This is a genomic window from Polaromonas sp. (genome assembly GCF_029945925.1).
Taxonomy (GTDB): Bacteria; Pseudomonadota; Gammaproteobacteria; order Burkholderiales; family Burkholderiaceae_C; genus Polaromonas.
This window is the reverse complement of sequence record NZ_JAQSDN010000035.1, coordinates 39,231-54,732: the sequence shown is the minus strand read 5'-3', so window position 1 is coordinate 54,732 and position 15,502 is coordinate 39,231. Positions and strand designations below refer to the sequence as shown.

The 15,502-nt window shown below is 60.9% G+C and carries 12 protein-coding genes and 3 pseudogenes; 6 read left to right on the top strand and 9 right to left on the bottom strand.

Features of this window, described 5'->3' with window-relative positions:
* Positions 1-135: 135 nt before the first annotated feature.
* The 3 genes from PSV40_RS09185 to PSV40_RS09175 are packed head-to-tail and all read left to right on the top strand — an operon-like array spanning position 136 to position 1,303.
* Positions 136-642, top strand: a complete 507-nt coding sequence (locus PSV40_RS09185; RefSeq protein WP_300536766.1) for an HAD domain-containing protein — start codon at positions 136-138, stop codon at positions 640-642.
* Positions 639-977, top strand: coding sequence for an HAD domain-containing protein (locus PSV40_RS09180; protein ID WP_300536764.1), 339 nt, complete (start codon positions 639-641; stop codon positions 975-977). The genes PSV40_RS09185 and PSV40_RS09180 overlap by 4 nt, the downstream gene beginning before the upstream one ends.
* Complete coding sequence (locus tag PSV40_RS09175; protein ID WP_300536762.1) at positions 974-1,303, top strand: MbcA/ParS/Xre antitoxin family protein; 330 nt, start codon at positions 974-976, stop codon at positions 1,301-1,303. Before PSV40_RS09180 ends, PSV40_RS09175 begins: the two co-directional genes overlap by 4 nt.
* Here PSV40_RS09175 and PSV40_RS09170 read toward each other — a convergent pair.
* The 3 genes from PSV40_RS09170 to PSV40_RS09160 all read right to left on the bottom strand — a co-directional run bounded on the left by PSV40_RS09170 (position 1,294) and on the right by PSV40_RS09160 (position 4,015).
* Positions 1,294-1,734, bottom strand: a complete 441-nt coding sequence (locus PSV40_RS09170) for a hypothetical protein (RefSeq protein WP_300536760.1) — start codon at positions 1,732-1,734, stop codon at positions 1,294-1,296. The genes PSV40_RS09175 and PSV40_RS09170 overlap by 10 nt on opposite strands.
* Positions 1,735-2,104: 370 nt before the next feature.
* Positions 2,105-3,151: an asparaginase gene (locus PSV40_RS09165; protein ID WP_300537048.1), complete on the bottom strand. Its 1,047-nt coding sequence runs from the start codon at positions 3,149-3,151 to the stop codon at positions 2,105-2,107.
* 468 nt (positions 3,152-3,619) lie between these two features.
* The gene (locus PSV40_RS09160; RefSeq protein WP_366914987.1) at positions 3,620-4,015 is read right to left on the bottom strand and encodes a helix-turn-helix transcriptional regulator; all 396 of its coding nucleotides are present in this window, start codon (positions 4,013-4,015) and stop codon (positions 3,620-3,622) included.
* Between the two features lie 401 nt (positions 4,016-4,416).
* Between PSV40_RS09160 and PSV40_RS09155 the strand changes: the two are divergent.
* The 3 pseudogenes from PSV40_RS09155 to PSV40_RS09145 form a co-directional block, all read left to right on the top strand.
* Positions 4,417-5,443, top strand: a pseudogene (locus tag PSV40_RS09155) (IS1595 family transposase).
* A 362-nt stretch (positions 5,444-5,805) separates the two neighbouring features.
* Positions 5,806-6,789, top strand: a pseudogene (locus PSV40_RS09150) (Tn3 family transposase); the annotation flags it as partial.
* Positions 6,790-6,937: 148 nt separating this feature from the next.
* Positions 6,938-7,114 (top strand): annotated as a pseudogene (locus tag PSV40_RS09145) (ATP-binding protein); the annotation flags it as partial.
* Between the two features lie 268 nt (positions 7,115-7,382).
* Here the strand turns inward: PSV40_RS09145 and PSV40_RS09140 are convergent.
* From PSV40_RS09140 to PSV40_RS09115, 6 genes are all read right to left on the bottom strand, one after another.
* On the bottom strand, positions 7,383-8,816 hold the full coding sequence (locus PSV40_RS09140) for an FAD-binding oxidoreductase (RefSeq protein WP_300536756.1): 1,434 nt from the start codon (positions 8,814-8,816) through the stop codon (positions 7,383-7,385).
* Between the two features lie 262 nt (positions 8,817-9,078).
* Positions 9,079-10,209, bottom strand: coding sequence for an Ldh family oxidoreductase (locus tag PSV40_RS09135; protein ID WP_300536755.1), 1,131 nt, complete (start codon positions 10,207-10,209; stop codon positions 9,079-9,081).
* Positions 10,163-10,975, bottom strand: coding sequence for a DeoR/GlpR family DNA-binding transcription regulator (locus PSV40_RS09130; protein WP_300536753.1), 813 nt, complete (start codon positions 10,973-10,975; stop codon positions 10,163-10,165). Before PSV40_RS09130 ends, PSV40_RS09135 begins: the two co-directional genes overlap by 47 nt.
* A gap of 19 nt (positions 10,976-10,994) precedes the next feature.
* Positions 10,995-11,969: a 4-hydroxythreonine-4-phosphate dehydrogenase PdxA gene (pdxA, locus tag PSV40_RS09125; protein ID WP_366914994.1), complete on the bottom strand. Its 975-nt coding sequence runs from the start codon at positions 11,967-11,969 to the stop codon at positions 10,995-10,997.
* Positions 11,970-12,025: 56 nt separating this feature from the next.
* Complete coding sequence (locus PSV40_RS09120) at positions 12,026-13,318, bottom strand: four-carbon acid sugar kinase family protein (protein ID WP_300536750.1); 1,293 nt, start codon at positions 13,316-13,318, stop codon at positions 12,026-12,028.
* Positions 13,319-15,496 carry an arylsulfatase gene (locus PSV40_RS09115; protein WP_300536748.1) on the bottom strand — a complete coding sequence of 726 codons (2,178 nt, stop codon included), beginning with the start codon at positions 15,494-15,496 and terminating at the stop codon, positions 13,319-13,321. It abuts the gene before it with no gap.
* Positions 15,497-15,502 lie beyond the last annotated feature (6 nt).

Genomic DNA, 15,502 nt, shown 5'->3' with positions numbered 1-15,502 from the left:
GAAGATTCAATCATTTGTACGAAAACCCCAACGAGCACCAGTCCATATGAAAACCGACGACCTCATTCTTCTTTGCGGTGATCCGCACGGCCAGTTCAGGCAATTTCTCAAACTTTTGGTAAAGGATGTAGCGCCATGAACCCGGTTCTCTTCCTTGATTTCGATGGCGTGCTGCACTCCGAGCCTTCCTTGCCCAAGGAGGCCTTCACTCAATTGCCGCTCATTGAAGCCGTCCTTCGGGATTTCCCCGCTGTAGATATCGTCATTTCTTCCACCTGGCGCCTGGACTGGATGGGTGACGCCGACGCGGTCGCGGTCGCGCAACTGCGGCGCCATTTTTCTCCGGACATTGCTCCGCGAGTTGTTGGCGTCACACCATTTTTAGGGCGCCTTCAGGAAAATGGGCTTGATGCCCTTCCTTACACGCGCGAGCTCGAATGCTGCGCCTGGCTCAAGTCGAACCGGTCAGTCCGGACGCCCTGGCTGGCTTTGGATGATAGGGATGAATGGTTCTTACCCGGTTGCCCCAACCTCATGAAGGTGGACGGTGGTGATGGCTTCATGCCTTCCGACGAAGATCTGTTCCGCCAACACCTGACGCGCATGACGACAGGGCGATCGAACACCGGGAAAACTGAATGACTCTTTTTCTTGAATTCGATGGTGCGCTCCGTCCTGATCCCTGCGTCGCCCAGTTCAAGTTTTGGCAGCGCAACTCGATCGAAGGCATCCTGCGCGAATTTCCGCAGGTGGACATCGTGCTTTCCACAACCTGGCGTCTGCGCAACCCGATGGACGCCACAAGCGACACCCAGAAACATCATTTTTCGACTGATATCACCGACCGCATCGTGGGGTCACGCCAAATCACAAGGGCCTGGCTCGCAATCAGGCGCCGGACGGCATTGATCTCTAACACGCAGCGCGCAGAAGAATACGATGACCCGAGGGAAGTCTTCGAAGGAGACCAGAAGTGAGTAGAAGAAAAAGAAAGCGTATCGTGGGCCAACTTTTTCACTCAAGATTTCTCTGGCAGTTTTCTGAGGAGCAGGAATGGCTAAATATGGCTCAAGTTGGGCACGAATTCGGAAGCTCAGACTACGACCGCTTGATGCAGCTGGATTTCAAAGTACGCGTCCTGGCTGTTGAAGAGCTCGGAAGCATCGCGGCTGCCGAGCAGTGGTTGATGGCCCCCGCGATGGGCCTGGACCAGCGTAGGCCCGTTGATCTCATGCAAACGATAGATGGCATCGCGCAGGTCGCTCAACTTTTGTTGCGCATGCGTTATGGGGTCTACGTTTGAAACAGGAGCAGCTTTTGCGGGCCTTCTATTTGCAGCGTGATGGCGCTGAGCGCTAACGTCCGCTCTCGGCCAGGAGCGGTCATTGCCAAGCCAGCCCAATTTCGAAAAAAAGTGTGAATCGCCAGCAGGAAGACAGCTTCACCGCACTGACAAGAGAACGCGATACGAGGGGCGTTCTTGACCTCCTTGGCGAAGCCTATGACTTCGCAACCGACGAAGCAGGGGTGTTCAACACCGCCACTTGGTATGGCGACATCGCGCTTCTTCGATATGCGCTTGATAGCGGGGGCAGCGTCTGCCAGGAATGGAGAATGGGTACCGGTGACGGGTGTCGAGCAGTAAAACCAGAGATCCCTGGCTCCAGGCGCCATGACTGAGGTGAACTGAAGTCCAATGGGGTATCGCTCTTTCTGTCTGCACAGCGATTTCAAGTGCATCCTCAACTTCGATGTGACTGCCGTCGCTGACCAATGTTGGTATGAAGCGAAGCATGATGGACGCAATCGCGTGGCTTGGGGCGCGTCTTAGCAGGCGATCTCTGCTTCATGATTGAAGCAGGCTTTAAGTTCCTTGTAACGATCTCCGACGTCGGTAGCGCCACAATGCGGTCGGAAGAGAGCCTATTTATGCGGTGCATTCCCAATGCATCTGCAGTACATCGAGACCTTGCTTCCGCAGAAGAGCCAAGTGGCGGTTTGAATACCCCAAAAGGTACTGGCGCATACCAACCATCTTCTACCTAAATGCCAGTAGCGACCACCTTGTTGGTAGTCACTACTGACTTGTTTTCCTTTAGGAATCTCAGCGATCGAAAGCCGCTTGCAAGGCCGCCTTGTCCTTCACGCCGCTTTGTAGCAAGAGCATCAGCAGGATGCGCGCCTTAGCCGGCTTGAGGTCATCAGCCATCACAGCACCCGCGTCGAAAGTAGTCTTGCCACCGCCGATGAAGCCGTAGTTGGGCAACACGCGGCCATTGTCGACGCGGGTCGAGATCACCACGGGAACCGCCTTGGAGAGCGCGTACTTCACGGCCTCGAACATCGGGGCGTTCATGTTGCCCATACCCAGGGCTTGGACCACGATGCCTTTGACACCGCGATCGACAGCATTGCGAATAGCCCATCCGTCGGCACCGCCGTACATGGCGATGATTTCCACTTCAGGCATCTTGTCGGTTCGAATCTCGATATGCTGGCGACGCACCGGCGCATTGGCGTACATGACGCGGTCCTGGTAGACCTCACCGAGGAAGCCAAAGTCGCCAGAGTTGAAGGTCTCCACATTGCCCGTATGCGTCTTCCTCACGTAGCGCGCGGAGTTGATCTGGTTGTTCATGGCCAGCATCACACCCATGCCCTTGGATTTCCCATCCACAGCGATGCGGGCGGCATTCAGCAGGTTACGTGGACCATCAAAGTCGGACTGTGATGCATTGCGCTGGGCACCGATCAGGACCACAGGCTTGGACGACTTCACGGTCAAGTCCAGCCAGAAGGCGGTCTCTTCCAGCGTGTCTGTGCCGTGCGACACGATCACGCCAGCCACTTCATTGCTATCAAGAGAGGTTTGCACTGCCTTGCTTAGCTGCACCCAACGAGCCGGATCCATGTAATCCGAAGGCACGTTCGACAAATTGTTCACGTGGATAGTCGCGTACTTGCCTATATCGGGAACTGTGGCCAGTAAGTCATCGCCCGAGATCGCCGGCACCGGAGCGTTCTTCACGGGATCGATCTTCATGGCGATCGTTCCACCTGTCGCAATGAAATGAACAACTGGTTTGTTTTGAGCGAAGGCAGTGATAGCGGTCATGAGGGAAGCGGTCACAATTGCAGTTTTCATTTTCATATGGTTTTTTTTCATGCCTGAAAGGTGATTGAGAAGTCGTGTTGCGAGGATTTTTAGGCCTTGCGGGATTGGATCATATGCCCCTGCGTTTCTACTGAAATGCGGGGAAACCACATGCGCTGGGGATCGAAAATACCGTTGCAACCTTCGATGTTTTCTGCCAGATGCAGTTGTGCCGGGTGGGTTGAGGGATGTAGCGTCCGCTATGGCGACGGTTAAACGCCCGCTTCGGACCCGAAGCTGGCTACCATGAACGACCTCTGATAGGCAAACCAAAATTTGCGATTGAGCTTCCAGATAGCTGTCCTTGGTCAATACCTGCTTACGCTGCGTAACGGACGCCCCCCGGCGCAGCACGCACGGCGGCAAAGGGCCCAATGCAGTCCTACGGTCGGCAAGAGCCGACGACTGCTTCGCAGCGAAAGCAGTCGCAGCGGCTGACTATCGATAATCGAACATTGTCGATAGTTAGCGCGACGATGCATCAAGCCGAATAGCAGCCTCTTTCTTACTCATCCCTCGTAACGCAGCAATCGAAGCAAACTGGCTGGCTCGTGGCCGCGTCTTCCCGTTTTCCCACTTGTAGACGGATTGATCGGACACGCCGAGCAACAGGGCGGCTTCCGAAGCCGACAGGCCCAGCCGCGTTCTTTGCGCCTGCAGGCCGCTGGCGCTGAACCGGAAGGCGCCTGCAGGCTGCTCGACTTCGGCGGGCGGAGCTGTTTTGGCTGCAGCCTTGACCAGGCGGGCGACGAGTTGCTCGAGAGTGGTGAGCCGGCGTTTCAGGGCGGCAATGTCCGAGCGGTGATGGGCAGACGCCTTTTTCAAATGTTGGGTATCTGCCCGGGCTTCCTTGCGCGCCACGCGGGAGATTTCTGTTTTCAGGATGGTTGCGATATTGGGCATGACTTCTGGGTGGAATCAACGGAAGTTCCATCATAAGTCGCTGAGCCGGCCTGGCATTGTGCGCACGTGGGTGCGGTGTGAGGCCAGCGGCAAGCTGCTTGCGGGCCGGTGCGGCTGGCCTCGGAGGCGTCTGCGCTATGGCTGCTGGCAGGCCACAGGTCTTAGCCACAGCGATGCGGCCTCTGCTGGCGGTAGCGAACGCAACTGTTCATCATGCCAAAGCTCCATCGCCACCTCTTCCAGTTGCGCAGGTTCCACCGTCTGCCAGCGCTCATGTAGGCGCTCGGCACATTGGATGACCCATTGAGTGGGAGGGATGTCTTCCATAAGATTTATGATACTGTGCATAAATAAGGGGTATCCGATTAGCTCCACAGAGCGTAGAATACACTGGACAAATATACAGCAATGAGTCCAGTCCCTGTCAACGACTATCCGCGCACCTGGAGTGAATTCCTTGATTGGTTTTCTTCCGAGGACGCCTGCCTGGCCTACCTGGAGCGCCTGCGCTGGCCGCAGGGTTTCATCTGCCCGAGCTGCGGCTCCATGACGGCGGCGCCGTACCGTGCCAGCCGCACGCGGCTGCTGTGCAAGGACTGCGGCCACCAAAGCACCGTCACTGCCGGCACCATCTTCGACAAGACCCGCACGCCCTTGAAAGTGTGGCTGGCCGCAGCGTGGTACGTGACCAACCAGAAGCAAGGCGTGAGCGCCTTGGGGCTGCAGCGGGTGCTCGGCCTGGGAAGCTACCAGACCGCCTGGACCATGCTGCACCGGTTCCGCCGGGCAATGGTGCGGCCCGACCGCGAACGGCTCAAGGGCGTGGTCGAAGTTGACGAGACCTACCTGGCCATCACGGACCGCAAGCAGCCCATTTCCCCAGCGGGACGCAAGAACAACACGAGCAAAGTATTGATCGTGCTGGCGGTGGAGATACTACAACCCAAGGGGTTCGGGCGGATCCGTTTGCGCCGCATCGACAAGGACTCTGAAGAGTTCATCGTGCCCTTCGTTCAAGCCTGCATAGAGACCGGCTCGACGCTCAAAACCGATGGCTCGGCCGCCTACCGATCGCTGCCCGAGTTGGGCTATGAGCATCAGCGCAATGTCATGCTGGGCTCGGATGTGCCGGCCCACGTTTCCAGGGCCGGGGTGCACCGGGTGGCCTCTTTGATTAAACGCTGGATTCTGGGCACCCACCACGGTTCGGTCCAGCCCGAACACCTGGACGCCTACCTGGACGACTTCGTCTTTCGATTTAACCGCCGCACCTCCAGCTCCCGCGGGATGCTGTTCTACCGGCTGATGCAGCAAGCTGTGCTTACCGATCCGGTGACTTATGCCGACATCGTGCTGCCCGCCGAAGAAGCGGCTGAAACGGCCTAGTGGAGCTAAGCGGATACCCCTTGCATAAATACAGTTGTCCAGTAGGAAGACTGGCCCATGAGCCCAGACCGAAACGACCCCATGCAAGCTTTCCATACCCAGCCGGCCCGTGCGCCGGTCGTGCCGCTGTCCCTGCCGCCCGGCATCCGTCGGCATCCACCTTGGCCATTTGCCGCCGCCCGGCTCAGGCGTCCTTCCAACGATATCGCCGCCAATGCCAGGAAGGTGATTGCGACCACGGCGCGGAGGGTGTCCCGAATTTTGTGTAAACGGGGCGAGCGTTAAGTCTTGGGCATTCTCTCCTCGAACTGGATGGTAAACCGGGTCAATGCAGCTTTCCAGTCTCTGAGTGGCATCGTCCTATGCAACGCCACCCGATTGCTGCCACTTGGGGCCGTTCAGACCTGGCGTCTTCTGACATGATGAGCATGGAGACAACCAAGCGGGTGTGGCAAGCCCGGCTTGATCCCCGACGCAATACACCCTCCGTTGGCATTTACTCCCATGTGCGGGACCGCTGGGGCATCTTCCATGCGCAGCCCTTCGTGCTCAATGAACGCCAGGCGGGCGTGGCCATTGAGGGCGTCATCCGCCAGGAGCGGCTTGAGACCAGCCAGCTTGCGGTGGACACCCACGGCTACACTGACTTCGCGATGGCACTGGCCCGGTTGTTGGGCTTTGATCTTTGCCCGCGGTTGAAGGAATTGAAACAACGCCACCTGTTCGTGCCTCGCGGCGCCAGGGTGTCAGCCGAAATAGCTGCGGTGTGCGAGGCCAATGTTGACGTTGCCCTGATCGAAAAGCATTGGGACAGCCTGGTGCACTTGGCGGCCTCGGTCATGAGTGGTCACGCCAGTGCGGTGGCAGCACTGGCGCGGTTTGGCTCTGCTGCCCAGGGTGATCCCATCTATGACGCTGGCGTGCAATTGGGACGTTTGCTGCGAACCGCGTTCCTTGCCGACTACTTTGTTAAGGACGCTTTCAGGAATGAATTGCGCCGGGTGCTCAACCGGGGGGAGGCGGTCAACGCCCTCAAGCGCGCTATTTACACCGGCCGGATCAGCCCGGCACAGGCCAAACTTGTGGACGAAATGCAGGCTGTGGCCGACGCGTTGAGTCTGCTGGCCAACATCGTCATGGCGTGGAATACCTCACAAATGCAGGAAGTTCTGGATCGCTGGTCGAACCGTCGGCAGGTGATTCCGCCCGAACTGATCGGAAAAATTGCTCCCACCAGGCTGGAAAGCATCAACCTGCGAGGCGTGTTCCGCTTTCCTGTTGACCGTTATGCCGACCAAATCCTGCCCTCGCGGCAGGGAGGACCGATAACTGGCACCAATGGATGAAACCGATCACGGTTTGACGCCACGAATCCCGGATTTGAAGGTGAACAGGAAAGCCAACAGAATCAACGATCTACCAACACCACCCCCGCGCCAGTGCTGGGTTTGCGTACCGCCAGTTATTGCACTGAAAACGAGAGGACCCCTTGTTGACCCCAAGATGACGACGGCGTTGCTGGACCGGCATACCCATCACTGCCACATCGTGGAGACAGGAAACGAGTCATACCGTTTCCAGCACAGCAGCATGGCGGCCAAGTCGCGCATCAAAGCGCGTGAGCAAAAGCGCAAGGGCCTCAGCGCGGCAGCGACGGGCGAGCCATTCTGAAGGGCGGCAAGGGAGAAATCCGCTACGGGCTACGCCCTTCGCTCCTTTCCCCCTTGCTTGATTCCAATTCAAAACCACCAAGACAGGAAGGACGCCAAAAACCGAGCATTGAGTACACTTATCCACAGTTGCCGATTCAAAAAGCAGCTACCCGGGGGGTCAATATTCGATCGGCGCCGACAGCTAACGCGACAAAACACGCGCCAGTGCTGGCTTTGCGTACCGCCAGTTATTGCACTGAAAACGAGAGGACCCTGAGCCATCCGGCCTACAGCACTTTTCCCGGATTTAGCAGCCCTTGCGGGTCCAGCGCGTGCTTGACGGTACGCATCAGGTCCAGTTCTACCGGACTTTTGTAACGCGCCAATTCAGCCACCTTCGACAGGCCGATGCCGTGCTCGGCGCTGAAGCTGCCGCCGTACTGCTGGACGATGTCATAAACCGTTTCGGTTACGTCATGCGCGTCGCGCGCTGCAGCATCGCTGCGCAGGCGGTCGGGTAGATAAGCGTTGTAATGCAGATTGCCGTCGCCGAGATGACCGAAGCAGATCAGCTGCACATCCGGAAAACGCGCTTCCAGCGCAGCTTGCGCCTCGCGGATGAATTCGGGGATGCGGCCGACAGCCACGGCGATGTCGTGCCGGTAGACCATCGCCGGTGCCTGGCGCACGCCCTCGGGGATCGATTCGCGCAAGTGCCACAGGGCTTGCGCCTGGGTGTGGTTTTCCGCGATGACTGCATCGACAACCAGTTCTTTATTCAGCGCGGTTTCCAACGCACGCTCGAGGTCGGCGCGTAGCGCTGACTCATCGCCGGCATCGGCCAGTTCAGTCAGCACGTACCAGGGATGAGGCTCTCCGATCGGATCGCGGGTTCCTGGGATGTGCTGCCACACCAATTCCAGGCTGTGTCGCGAAATAAGTTCAAATGCGGTGATGCGGTCGTTGCAATGGCGGCGCATCAGTGCCAGCAACTGCAGCGCAGCCTCCGGATCGCGCACCGCCATCCACGCTGTGGCATTGGCAGCGGGGCGGGGAAACAGTTTCAGCGTTGCTGCGGTAATGATGCCCAGCGTTCCCTCGGCGCCGATGAAGAGATGCTTCAGGTCGTAGCCGGTATTGTCTTTGCGCAGTCCACGCAGGCCTTTCCAGATGCGGCCGTCGGGCAGCACCACTTCCAAGCCCAGCACCAGATCGCGGGTGTTGCCGTAACGTAGCACGTTGATGCCACCAGCGTTAGTCGACAGGTTGCCGCCGATTTGACAACTGCCCTCTGCGCCGAGACTCAACGGAAACAGCCGATCGGCGTCGGCTGCCGCCTGCTGGATTGCGGCGAGCACGCAACCCGCCTCGGCCGTCAATGTGTTGTTCAGCGGATCGACCTCGAGCACGCGGTTCATGCGCGCCAGCGCCAGCACAATTTCACCGCCACCGGCACTGGGTATTGATGCGCCGCACATGCCGGTGTTGCCGCCCTGCGGCACGACGGGCGTACAGGTTTCGGCGCAGATCTTCATCACTGCGGCGACTTCGGCGGTATTCGCGGGGCGCACCACGGCCGCAGTCGTGCCGCGATAAACGCCGCGCCAGTCGACAACGTAGGGGTCAAGGTCCGCTGCTGCGGTCAGCACCCCCTGCGGGCCGACGGCCTGCCTGATTTTTTCGATAACGCTGGCGGATACGGTGGTGGTGTGATCGTTCATCAGTTGTCCTGAATCAAAAGTTTCGGGTGGCTAGGGAAACTCTGCATAACCTCCCCTAAATTGTGTTCTTGAAATTGCGATACGCTATAAAAGTCATCATGAAACAAAACGTCCTGGACCTAAAGCTGAGTCTCAAGAAAACCCGTAGACGCGAGTTCGTAGGCTGGTGGTGGTCATGTACGAGATCTTCAGCTTTATCGAAAAACACACCACGGCATGGGCCCACCGCGGCTCGCAGGGCGAATGAGCCTGAGCCCCGAGCTCAGGGCCACTTCATCGAAAACCTGTCGGCCCAGATCGACAGGCCGGCGACGATAGAAGGCGACAGTGCAACACCCTCTTCAAGCGCCTGGCGCTTCAAAGCGCTTGCACGCTCGCCGGGAACGCGTACCGCGTCGACCCCAGGGCGCGGCGGGTTGTTCCTGCAGGCATCGCCCAGCCAGCTCATCTGCCGCTTGAATCCGGCCTGTCCGCCGAAAGCATCGGGGTCTATCACCTGGATGAACACCGACACGCTGGTGCCGGCAGGCCCATCCGCACGGCCGAAGCCGGCAATACCCTGCGACAGCGCTTCCACAAGGATGGCCCAACTGTAGCCCTTGTGCCCGTGGTCCAGGCCGCCTACGGGCAGAAGTGTTCCGCCTTGGCGGATCACCACGTCCGGGTCGTCGCTCGGATTTCCCTGTGTGTCCAGCGCCCATGGCTGAGGAAAATGCTTGCCGGCCTTTGCCAGTTGCTTGCTCATGTTCAGGGTGGTGATGGATGCGCTGACATCCAGCAGGATCGGGTCGCCTTCGGTGGGAATGCCGGCGGCCATCGGGTTAGGCGTGAAGACCGGTCGCGTGCCGCCGAACGGTGCCACGCCCGCGAGCGATGGCATCGAACTGGCTATCATCAGCATGCAGCCGCGCCGCGTCGCGCGCGGCAGGTACGCGGCCAGCGCGCCGATATGGTGGCTATCGGAAATGGCCACGGTCACCGTCCCGTAGGTCTTGACCCGGTCCAGCGCAAGGTCCACCGCCCTGGCGGTCAGCCAGGGTCCTGGCAGGCGTTTGCCCCTCCAGGTGATGCAGGCGCCGCGATCGACCACGACATCCGGCTCGCCGCTGCGGGTCATCGAGCCGGTCGTCGCCGCATCCAGATAGGCAGGCGCCAGGGCAAGTCCATGGGTCGAATGTCCCATCATGTCGGCTTCGATCAGGATTTCGGCGACCATTGCCGCCTTGTCGTAGTCAAGGCCCGCAGCGCTGAACAGGCCCTCAACGAAACCGGCAAGCGGCGCAATGGCAAAGCGTGAAGCGTTTTCCTGTGGGTTCATCGTGAGCTTTCGCAACGGTCCAAAAAAACTAGACCAACCGGACTTCCACGCCAGCCTGGCGCAGTTCTTCGGCAAGCGCCGCGCCGGGCGCGGCATCGGTCAGCAGCACATCCACATCGGCCAGCCCGCAGATGTGGGCGAACGACCGCCGTTCGAACTTGGACTGGTCGGCCAGCAGAATGACCCGCTTGGCCGACGCCACCATGCGCTGCTTGATCTGGGCAATCTCCATGGAGCTTTCCGTCAGCCCGGACTGCGAAACCGCATGCGCCCCCAGGAAAAGCAGGTCCACGTGCACCATCTGCAGCAGCTCGGCGGCGGGTGGACCAAACAGCGTATTGCTGTGGGGGCGCACCGTGCCGCCGGTCACGATTACGTTGATCGACGGCGATGTGTTGAGGACCTGCGCGATCGCTAGGTCGTTGGTGATCGCGGTCATGCTCAGTCCGCCCCTGATTGCCACGCGAGCCGCTTCCATGACCGTGGTGCCGCTGTCGAACATGACGCTTTCACCGTCGGCAATCATCGCAGCGGCAGCGGCGCCAATGCGCTGCTTGGACGCGCGGTTCAGTAGCTCTGCCACCTGGGCGGGCGGCTCGTAGGTGGACGATTCAAGCCGGCCGCTGACCACCCCGCCATGCGTGCGGCGCAAGCCGCTGTCGCGCGCACTCAACTCCAGCAGGTCGCGCCGGATCGTCGATTCGGAAGACCCCGTCAGCCAGGTCAGGGTTTCGACCGACGCGCTGTCGTGGTCCTGCAAGTGTTTCAGGATCAACGCATGCCGCTCGGGCACCAACAACGGCCGCTTCCTTTTCTCCATCTTGTCACCCAGCCAGTTCATCCCCCGGTTACCACACCGGTTACGATTGCGCCCTGCGTGGCGCCAGTGCGATGGCCTGGCGCAGCGCTTCGATCAGGCTGCCTTCATCGGCCACACCAGTGCCGGCAATGTCAAAGGCCGTGCCATGGTCGACCGAAGTACGGATCACCGGCAGACCGATCGTGACGTTCACGCCCGATTCCAGGCCCATGACCTTGACCGGCCCGTGCCCCTGATCATGGTACATCGCCACCACGCCGTCGAAGTCGCCGCGCGCGGCGAGAAAGAACAGCGTGTCCGCCGGCAAGGGGCCCTGCACGTCGATTCCGCGGCCCCGCGCCGCTTCGATCGCGGGAATGATTTTCTCGGCTTCTTCGCCGCGACCGAACAAGCCGTTCTCACCGGCATGCGGATTGATACCGCAAACGCCGATGCGCGGCGCATCAATGCCCGACAGGCGCAGCGTGTCGTGAATGCGGGTGATCGTGCGGCCGACCAGGGCCGGCTCGATCTTTTCAATCGCATCGAGCAAGCCCATGTGAGTGGTCACATGGATCACTTTCAGCTTCGGAGACGACAGCATCATCGACACCTCGGGCGTGCCTGTCAGCGCGGCTAGAAGTTCAGTGTGACCCGGGAAACGGTGGCCACCCGCATGAAGCGCTTCCTTGTTCAGCGGCGCGGTGCAGATCGCGTCCACTTCATGCGCCATGCCCAGTTCGACGGCGCGCGCGATGAAGCGATAGGCTGCGTCACCCGCGATGCTCGACAGTTGGCCGAAAGGCAGGTCCGCCGGAATCAGCGGCAAGTCGATGCAGTCGATGGTGCCGGACTGGAACAGGGCTTCCAACGGTTGACCTACACGATGGACGACCACATCCTTCTTGACGATCCTTGCCGCCACTTCAAGGCGCGCGGCGTCGCCGATCACCAGTGGGCGGCATGTGTCGTAGATGGCGGGGCGGGCCAGCGCCTTGACGATGATCTCGGGGCCGACGCCCGCTGCATCGCCCATGGTGATGGCAATCACCGGCAGCAAAGTGGATGGGGATGCGGAGCTTGCGATGGTGTTCACGGAATGACCTTGGATGAAAGCGATGAGGGTGCAGGAAGATGTCCATGCGCAGAAACCAGCTGGCTGCGCAGGCGCACCAGCAGCCCAGCGTCGCCGAAGGCTCCTGCCTTCAGGATCATCGGCAGGTCGGGATAGGACTGCGACCGTGCATGGGTGGAGCCGGTCTCGGTGGACCGGCGAACGCATAGACTCTGGATGCGCATGGAGGCAAGCAGCGCGCGCGACGTATCGCCGCCGCAGCAAACCAGCGCAGCCAGTCGGTCAACGCGGGGCGCCACGATGGCCGCCAGGCCCCGCGCCACGGTTTCAGCCAGTTCGGGGCGAACCTCGAGATCTGGATCGACGCAGAGCACCAGGTCGCGTCCAGCTGCCAGCAATGCGTCGATGCAGCCAGGGACATTGCCCGCTTGCGCATTCAGAAGATCGTTGATCGACAAGGCCACGCACGTGACTTCTCCAGTGTCGACCAGCGCGCGTATCTGTTGCCTGGCTACCGGGGAAAAACTCCCGACAACAAACGCAAGGCTCTTGTTCGCCTCCTCGTCCGCCTGTGTTGCCTGGATTCCGACCGGGACATCGACGGCGCGCACTTCGAGCTGCGCCCCCAACGCCTGTGCCAGCCCCCCGCTGCCGACCCAGACAGGCGTCACCCGGGCCCGAAACGCTGCATCGGCGACAAGCCGCATGTCGTGCACGGTGAGCGCATCGCAGACCAGTGCCGGGGCAAGCTCTGGCGCCGCCACGCCGGCGACTGATTCCATCAGGGACGACAGTGCCTGCGGGGAGGTCGATCTGAGCGTTGCAATGTCGAGCGCGGTACAAGCCAACCCGAAAGATGCCAGATCGTCCGCCAGTGGCACGGCCGGCGCGGATGCGGGGATGCCGTGGACGCTCAATCGGCCGCCGTCCACCGTCCTGCCCAGTGCGGGATGCGCAGGTGCGACGATGCAAAGCAGCGGCGGCACAAGCGCCTGGCCATGGGCAGCGCGAAGGCCCCGGCACAGCGTCGCGAGTTCCGCACCGATATGCCCACGCAACATCGAATCGACCTTCTTGAATACCTGGCGACCACTGCCAACCCATCCCGCAGTGGCCCGTGCCACGGTTGCTGCCGCATCGGCTTGCGCCATCGCACGCGTATTCAGGTCGACAGACGCGACCTTCGCGGTTGCCCGTGCTGCCGCCGCGAAGTCCAGGAACACCTGGGCGTCAAGGGCCGGCCCTGCCAGCGCGACGGCGGCGTCGGCCGCTCCCGTCAGATCGTCGGCCAGGATCAGGTAGCGGTCCAATCAGTCCTCCTGGAAGCTCGATGCGGGCCGCAGTTGAGGTGGCGCTCCATCACGATCCCCCACGTCGAGCCGCACGCGTTGAAGCACGCCCGCAGCCATGGGAAACGGCGCGGCATACGCTTCGCTGACCGGATGCCCCGCGTCGTGCCCGCAAGAGATGCCCGCAGTCATGCCGTGCGTCGGCCAGGCCTTGGCAACCCGGCTTTTCGCGGTCTGAAGCCCTGTTCCGCCCAGCGTCAGTTCGAGCCCGCCATCCGCCGCGCGGTCGAAGCCGGCCACCACTGACGCCTTGCCCATCGGCAGGCTGTCAGGCACTTCCAGGCGCACGCGCACGTCCTGCGAATACACGTATTCCAGCACCAACGAGCCCGCTTGGGCATAAAGCACCACGCCCCCCAGGCGGCTGCCCCAGGCGAACATCACGCCGTCGGCAGACTTCTGCGAGCGGGTCAGTTCGGCCTCTATCCGGAAACTGCGGCCGGTGATGTCAGGCGCCATCAGCCGGTCGACGCGCGCCATCTGCGGCAGATACTCGTACTGCTGGCGGGACCCTTCGCGGATGCGTTCGGCGGCGCGTTCCCATTCGCGATCGTCCAGCGGCAACACGCTGTACTTCTGCGCTTCTTCAAGCCAGCGCTGTGTCAGCAGCCGCAGCCGTTCGGGTTCGCTTTGCGCCAGATTGCGGGCTTCCGAAAAGTCCTTGTCCAGGTGGTAGAGCTCCCACACGTCCTGGTCCATCGGCGTGCCTTTTTTGTGGCGCGTCACCGCTTTCCAGCCCTGCTGCCAGAGCGCGCGGTCGCCCAGCAGTTCAAAGTACTGCGTATCGCGTCGCGTCGGCGCGCCGGCATTGTCGAAGGTGTACGCCATGCTCATGCCGTGGATGGGCTGCTGGGCCACCCCCGCCATCACATCGGGCGGTGTCACGCCGATGAAGTCGTAGAGCGTAGGCGCGATGTCGATGACGTGATGGAACTGCGTGCGGACTTCACCGCTGGCGGAAAAGCCCTTGGGCCAGCGCACGATCAGCGGTGCGCGCACGCCGCCGCCATGTGTATCTTTCTTGTACCACTTCAGCGGCGTGTTGCTGACCTGCGCCCAGCCTGTCGGATAGTGGTTGAATGCTTTCGCGGTGCCGATCTTGTCCAGGTGCTGCAGCGCCTGCACCGGATCATCCAGTTCGTAGACCATGTGCTTGCGCAGGTTGATCGCCCCGGTGGCGCCGCCTTCGGGGCTGGCGCCGTTGTCCGACAGCAGGATGACGATGGTGTCGTCCAGAATGCCGGCGTTCTCAAGGTGATCGATCAGCCGCCCGATCTGGTCATCGGTATGCACCAGGAAGCCCGCATAGGCCTCCTGCAGACGGGTGCTCAGCCGCAGCACCGCGTCGTCTGCCTGGACTTCGCTCCAGGGCAGCACGTCGTCGTTGCGTGGGGCCAGCTGCGTTGCCGGCGGGACGATACCGATGCGGATCTGGGCTTCCAGGCGCTCTTCACGCACCTTGTCCCAGCCGCGGTCGTACTTGCCGCTGAACTTGTCGATGTAGTGGGCAGGTGCCTGATGCGGCCAGTGGCAGGCGCCGAACGCCAAGTACATCAGGAAAGGCGAGTCGGGTGCGCTGGTGCAGTGATCGCGGATCATGCCGATGCTCTGGTCCACCAGGTCAACGCTTAGGTGATAGTCCGGTGGCGGATCCAGGTGGATCGGATGGTTGTCGACATAGAGCTCGGGGTAATACTGGTCGGCCAGAGCTCCATGGAATCCGTACCAGCGATTGAAGCCCTTGCCCAGCGGCCAGTTGGAAAAAGGACCAGCCGCGCCGTACTCTTCGGTGCCGGCCAGGTGCCACTTTCCCACGGCCATCGTGTTATAGCCTTCCTGGCGCAGGACTTCGGGCAGTGTGCCGGCATTGGGATAAAGACGCCCGTCGTAGCCGGGCTGGCCGTTCGCCCATTCCGCGATGATGCCGACGCCCACCGAATGGGCATTGCGGCCCGTCAGCAGACATGCGCGTGTCGGGGAACACATTGCGGTGACATGGAAATTGTTGTAGCGCACACCTTGCTGCGCAAGCCTGTCCATGCGCGGGGTCGGAATTTCCGACCCATAGCAGCCCAGGTCGGAAAAGCCGACATCGTCGAGCACGATCAACAGGACATTGGGGCGCTTGGTATTTGGCATCTTTTG

Coding starts and splice junctions, on each gene's coding strand:
- PSV40_RS09185 (WP_300536766.1), top strand. CDS start 136: ATGAACCCGGTTCTCTTCCTTGATTTCGATGGCGTGCTGCACTCCGAG.
- PSV40_RS09180 (WP_300536764.1), top strand. CDS start 639: ATGACTCTTTTTCTTGAATTCGATGGTGCGCTCCGTCCTGATCCCTGC.
- PSV40_RS09165 (WP_300537048.1), bottom strand. CDS start 3,151: ATGAAAATGAAAACTGCAATTGTGACCGCTTCCCTCATGACCGCTATC.
- PSV40_RS09140 (WP_300536756.1), bottom strand. CDS start 8,816: ATGAACGATCACACCACCACCGTATCCGCCAGCGTTATCGAAAAAATC.
- PSV40_RS09130 (WP_300536753.1), bottom strand. CDS start 10,975: ATGAACTGGCTGGGTGACAAGATGGAGAAAAGGAAGCGGCCGTTGTTG.
- pdxA (WP_366914994.1), bottom strand. CDS start 11,969: ATGGGCGATGCAGCGGGCGTCGGCCCCGAGATCATCGTCAAGGCGCTG.
- PSV40_RS09115 (WP_300536748.1), bottom strand. CDS start 15,496: ATGCCAAATACCAAGCGCCCCAATGTCCTGTTGATCGTGCTCGACGAT.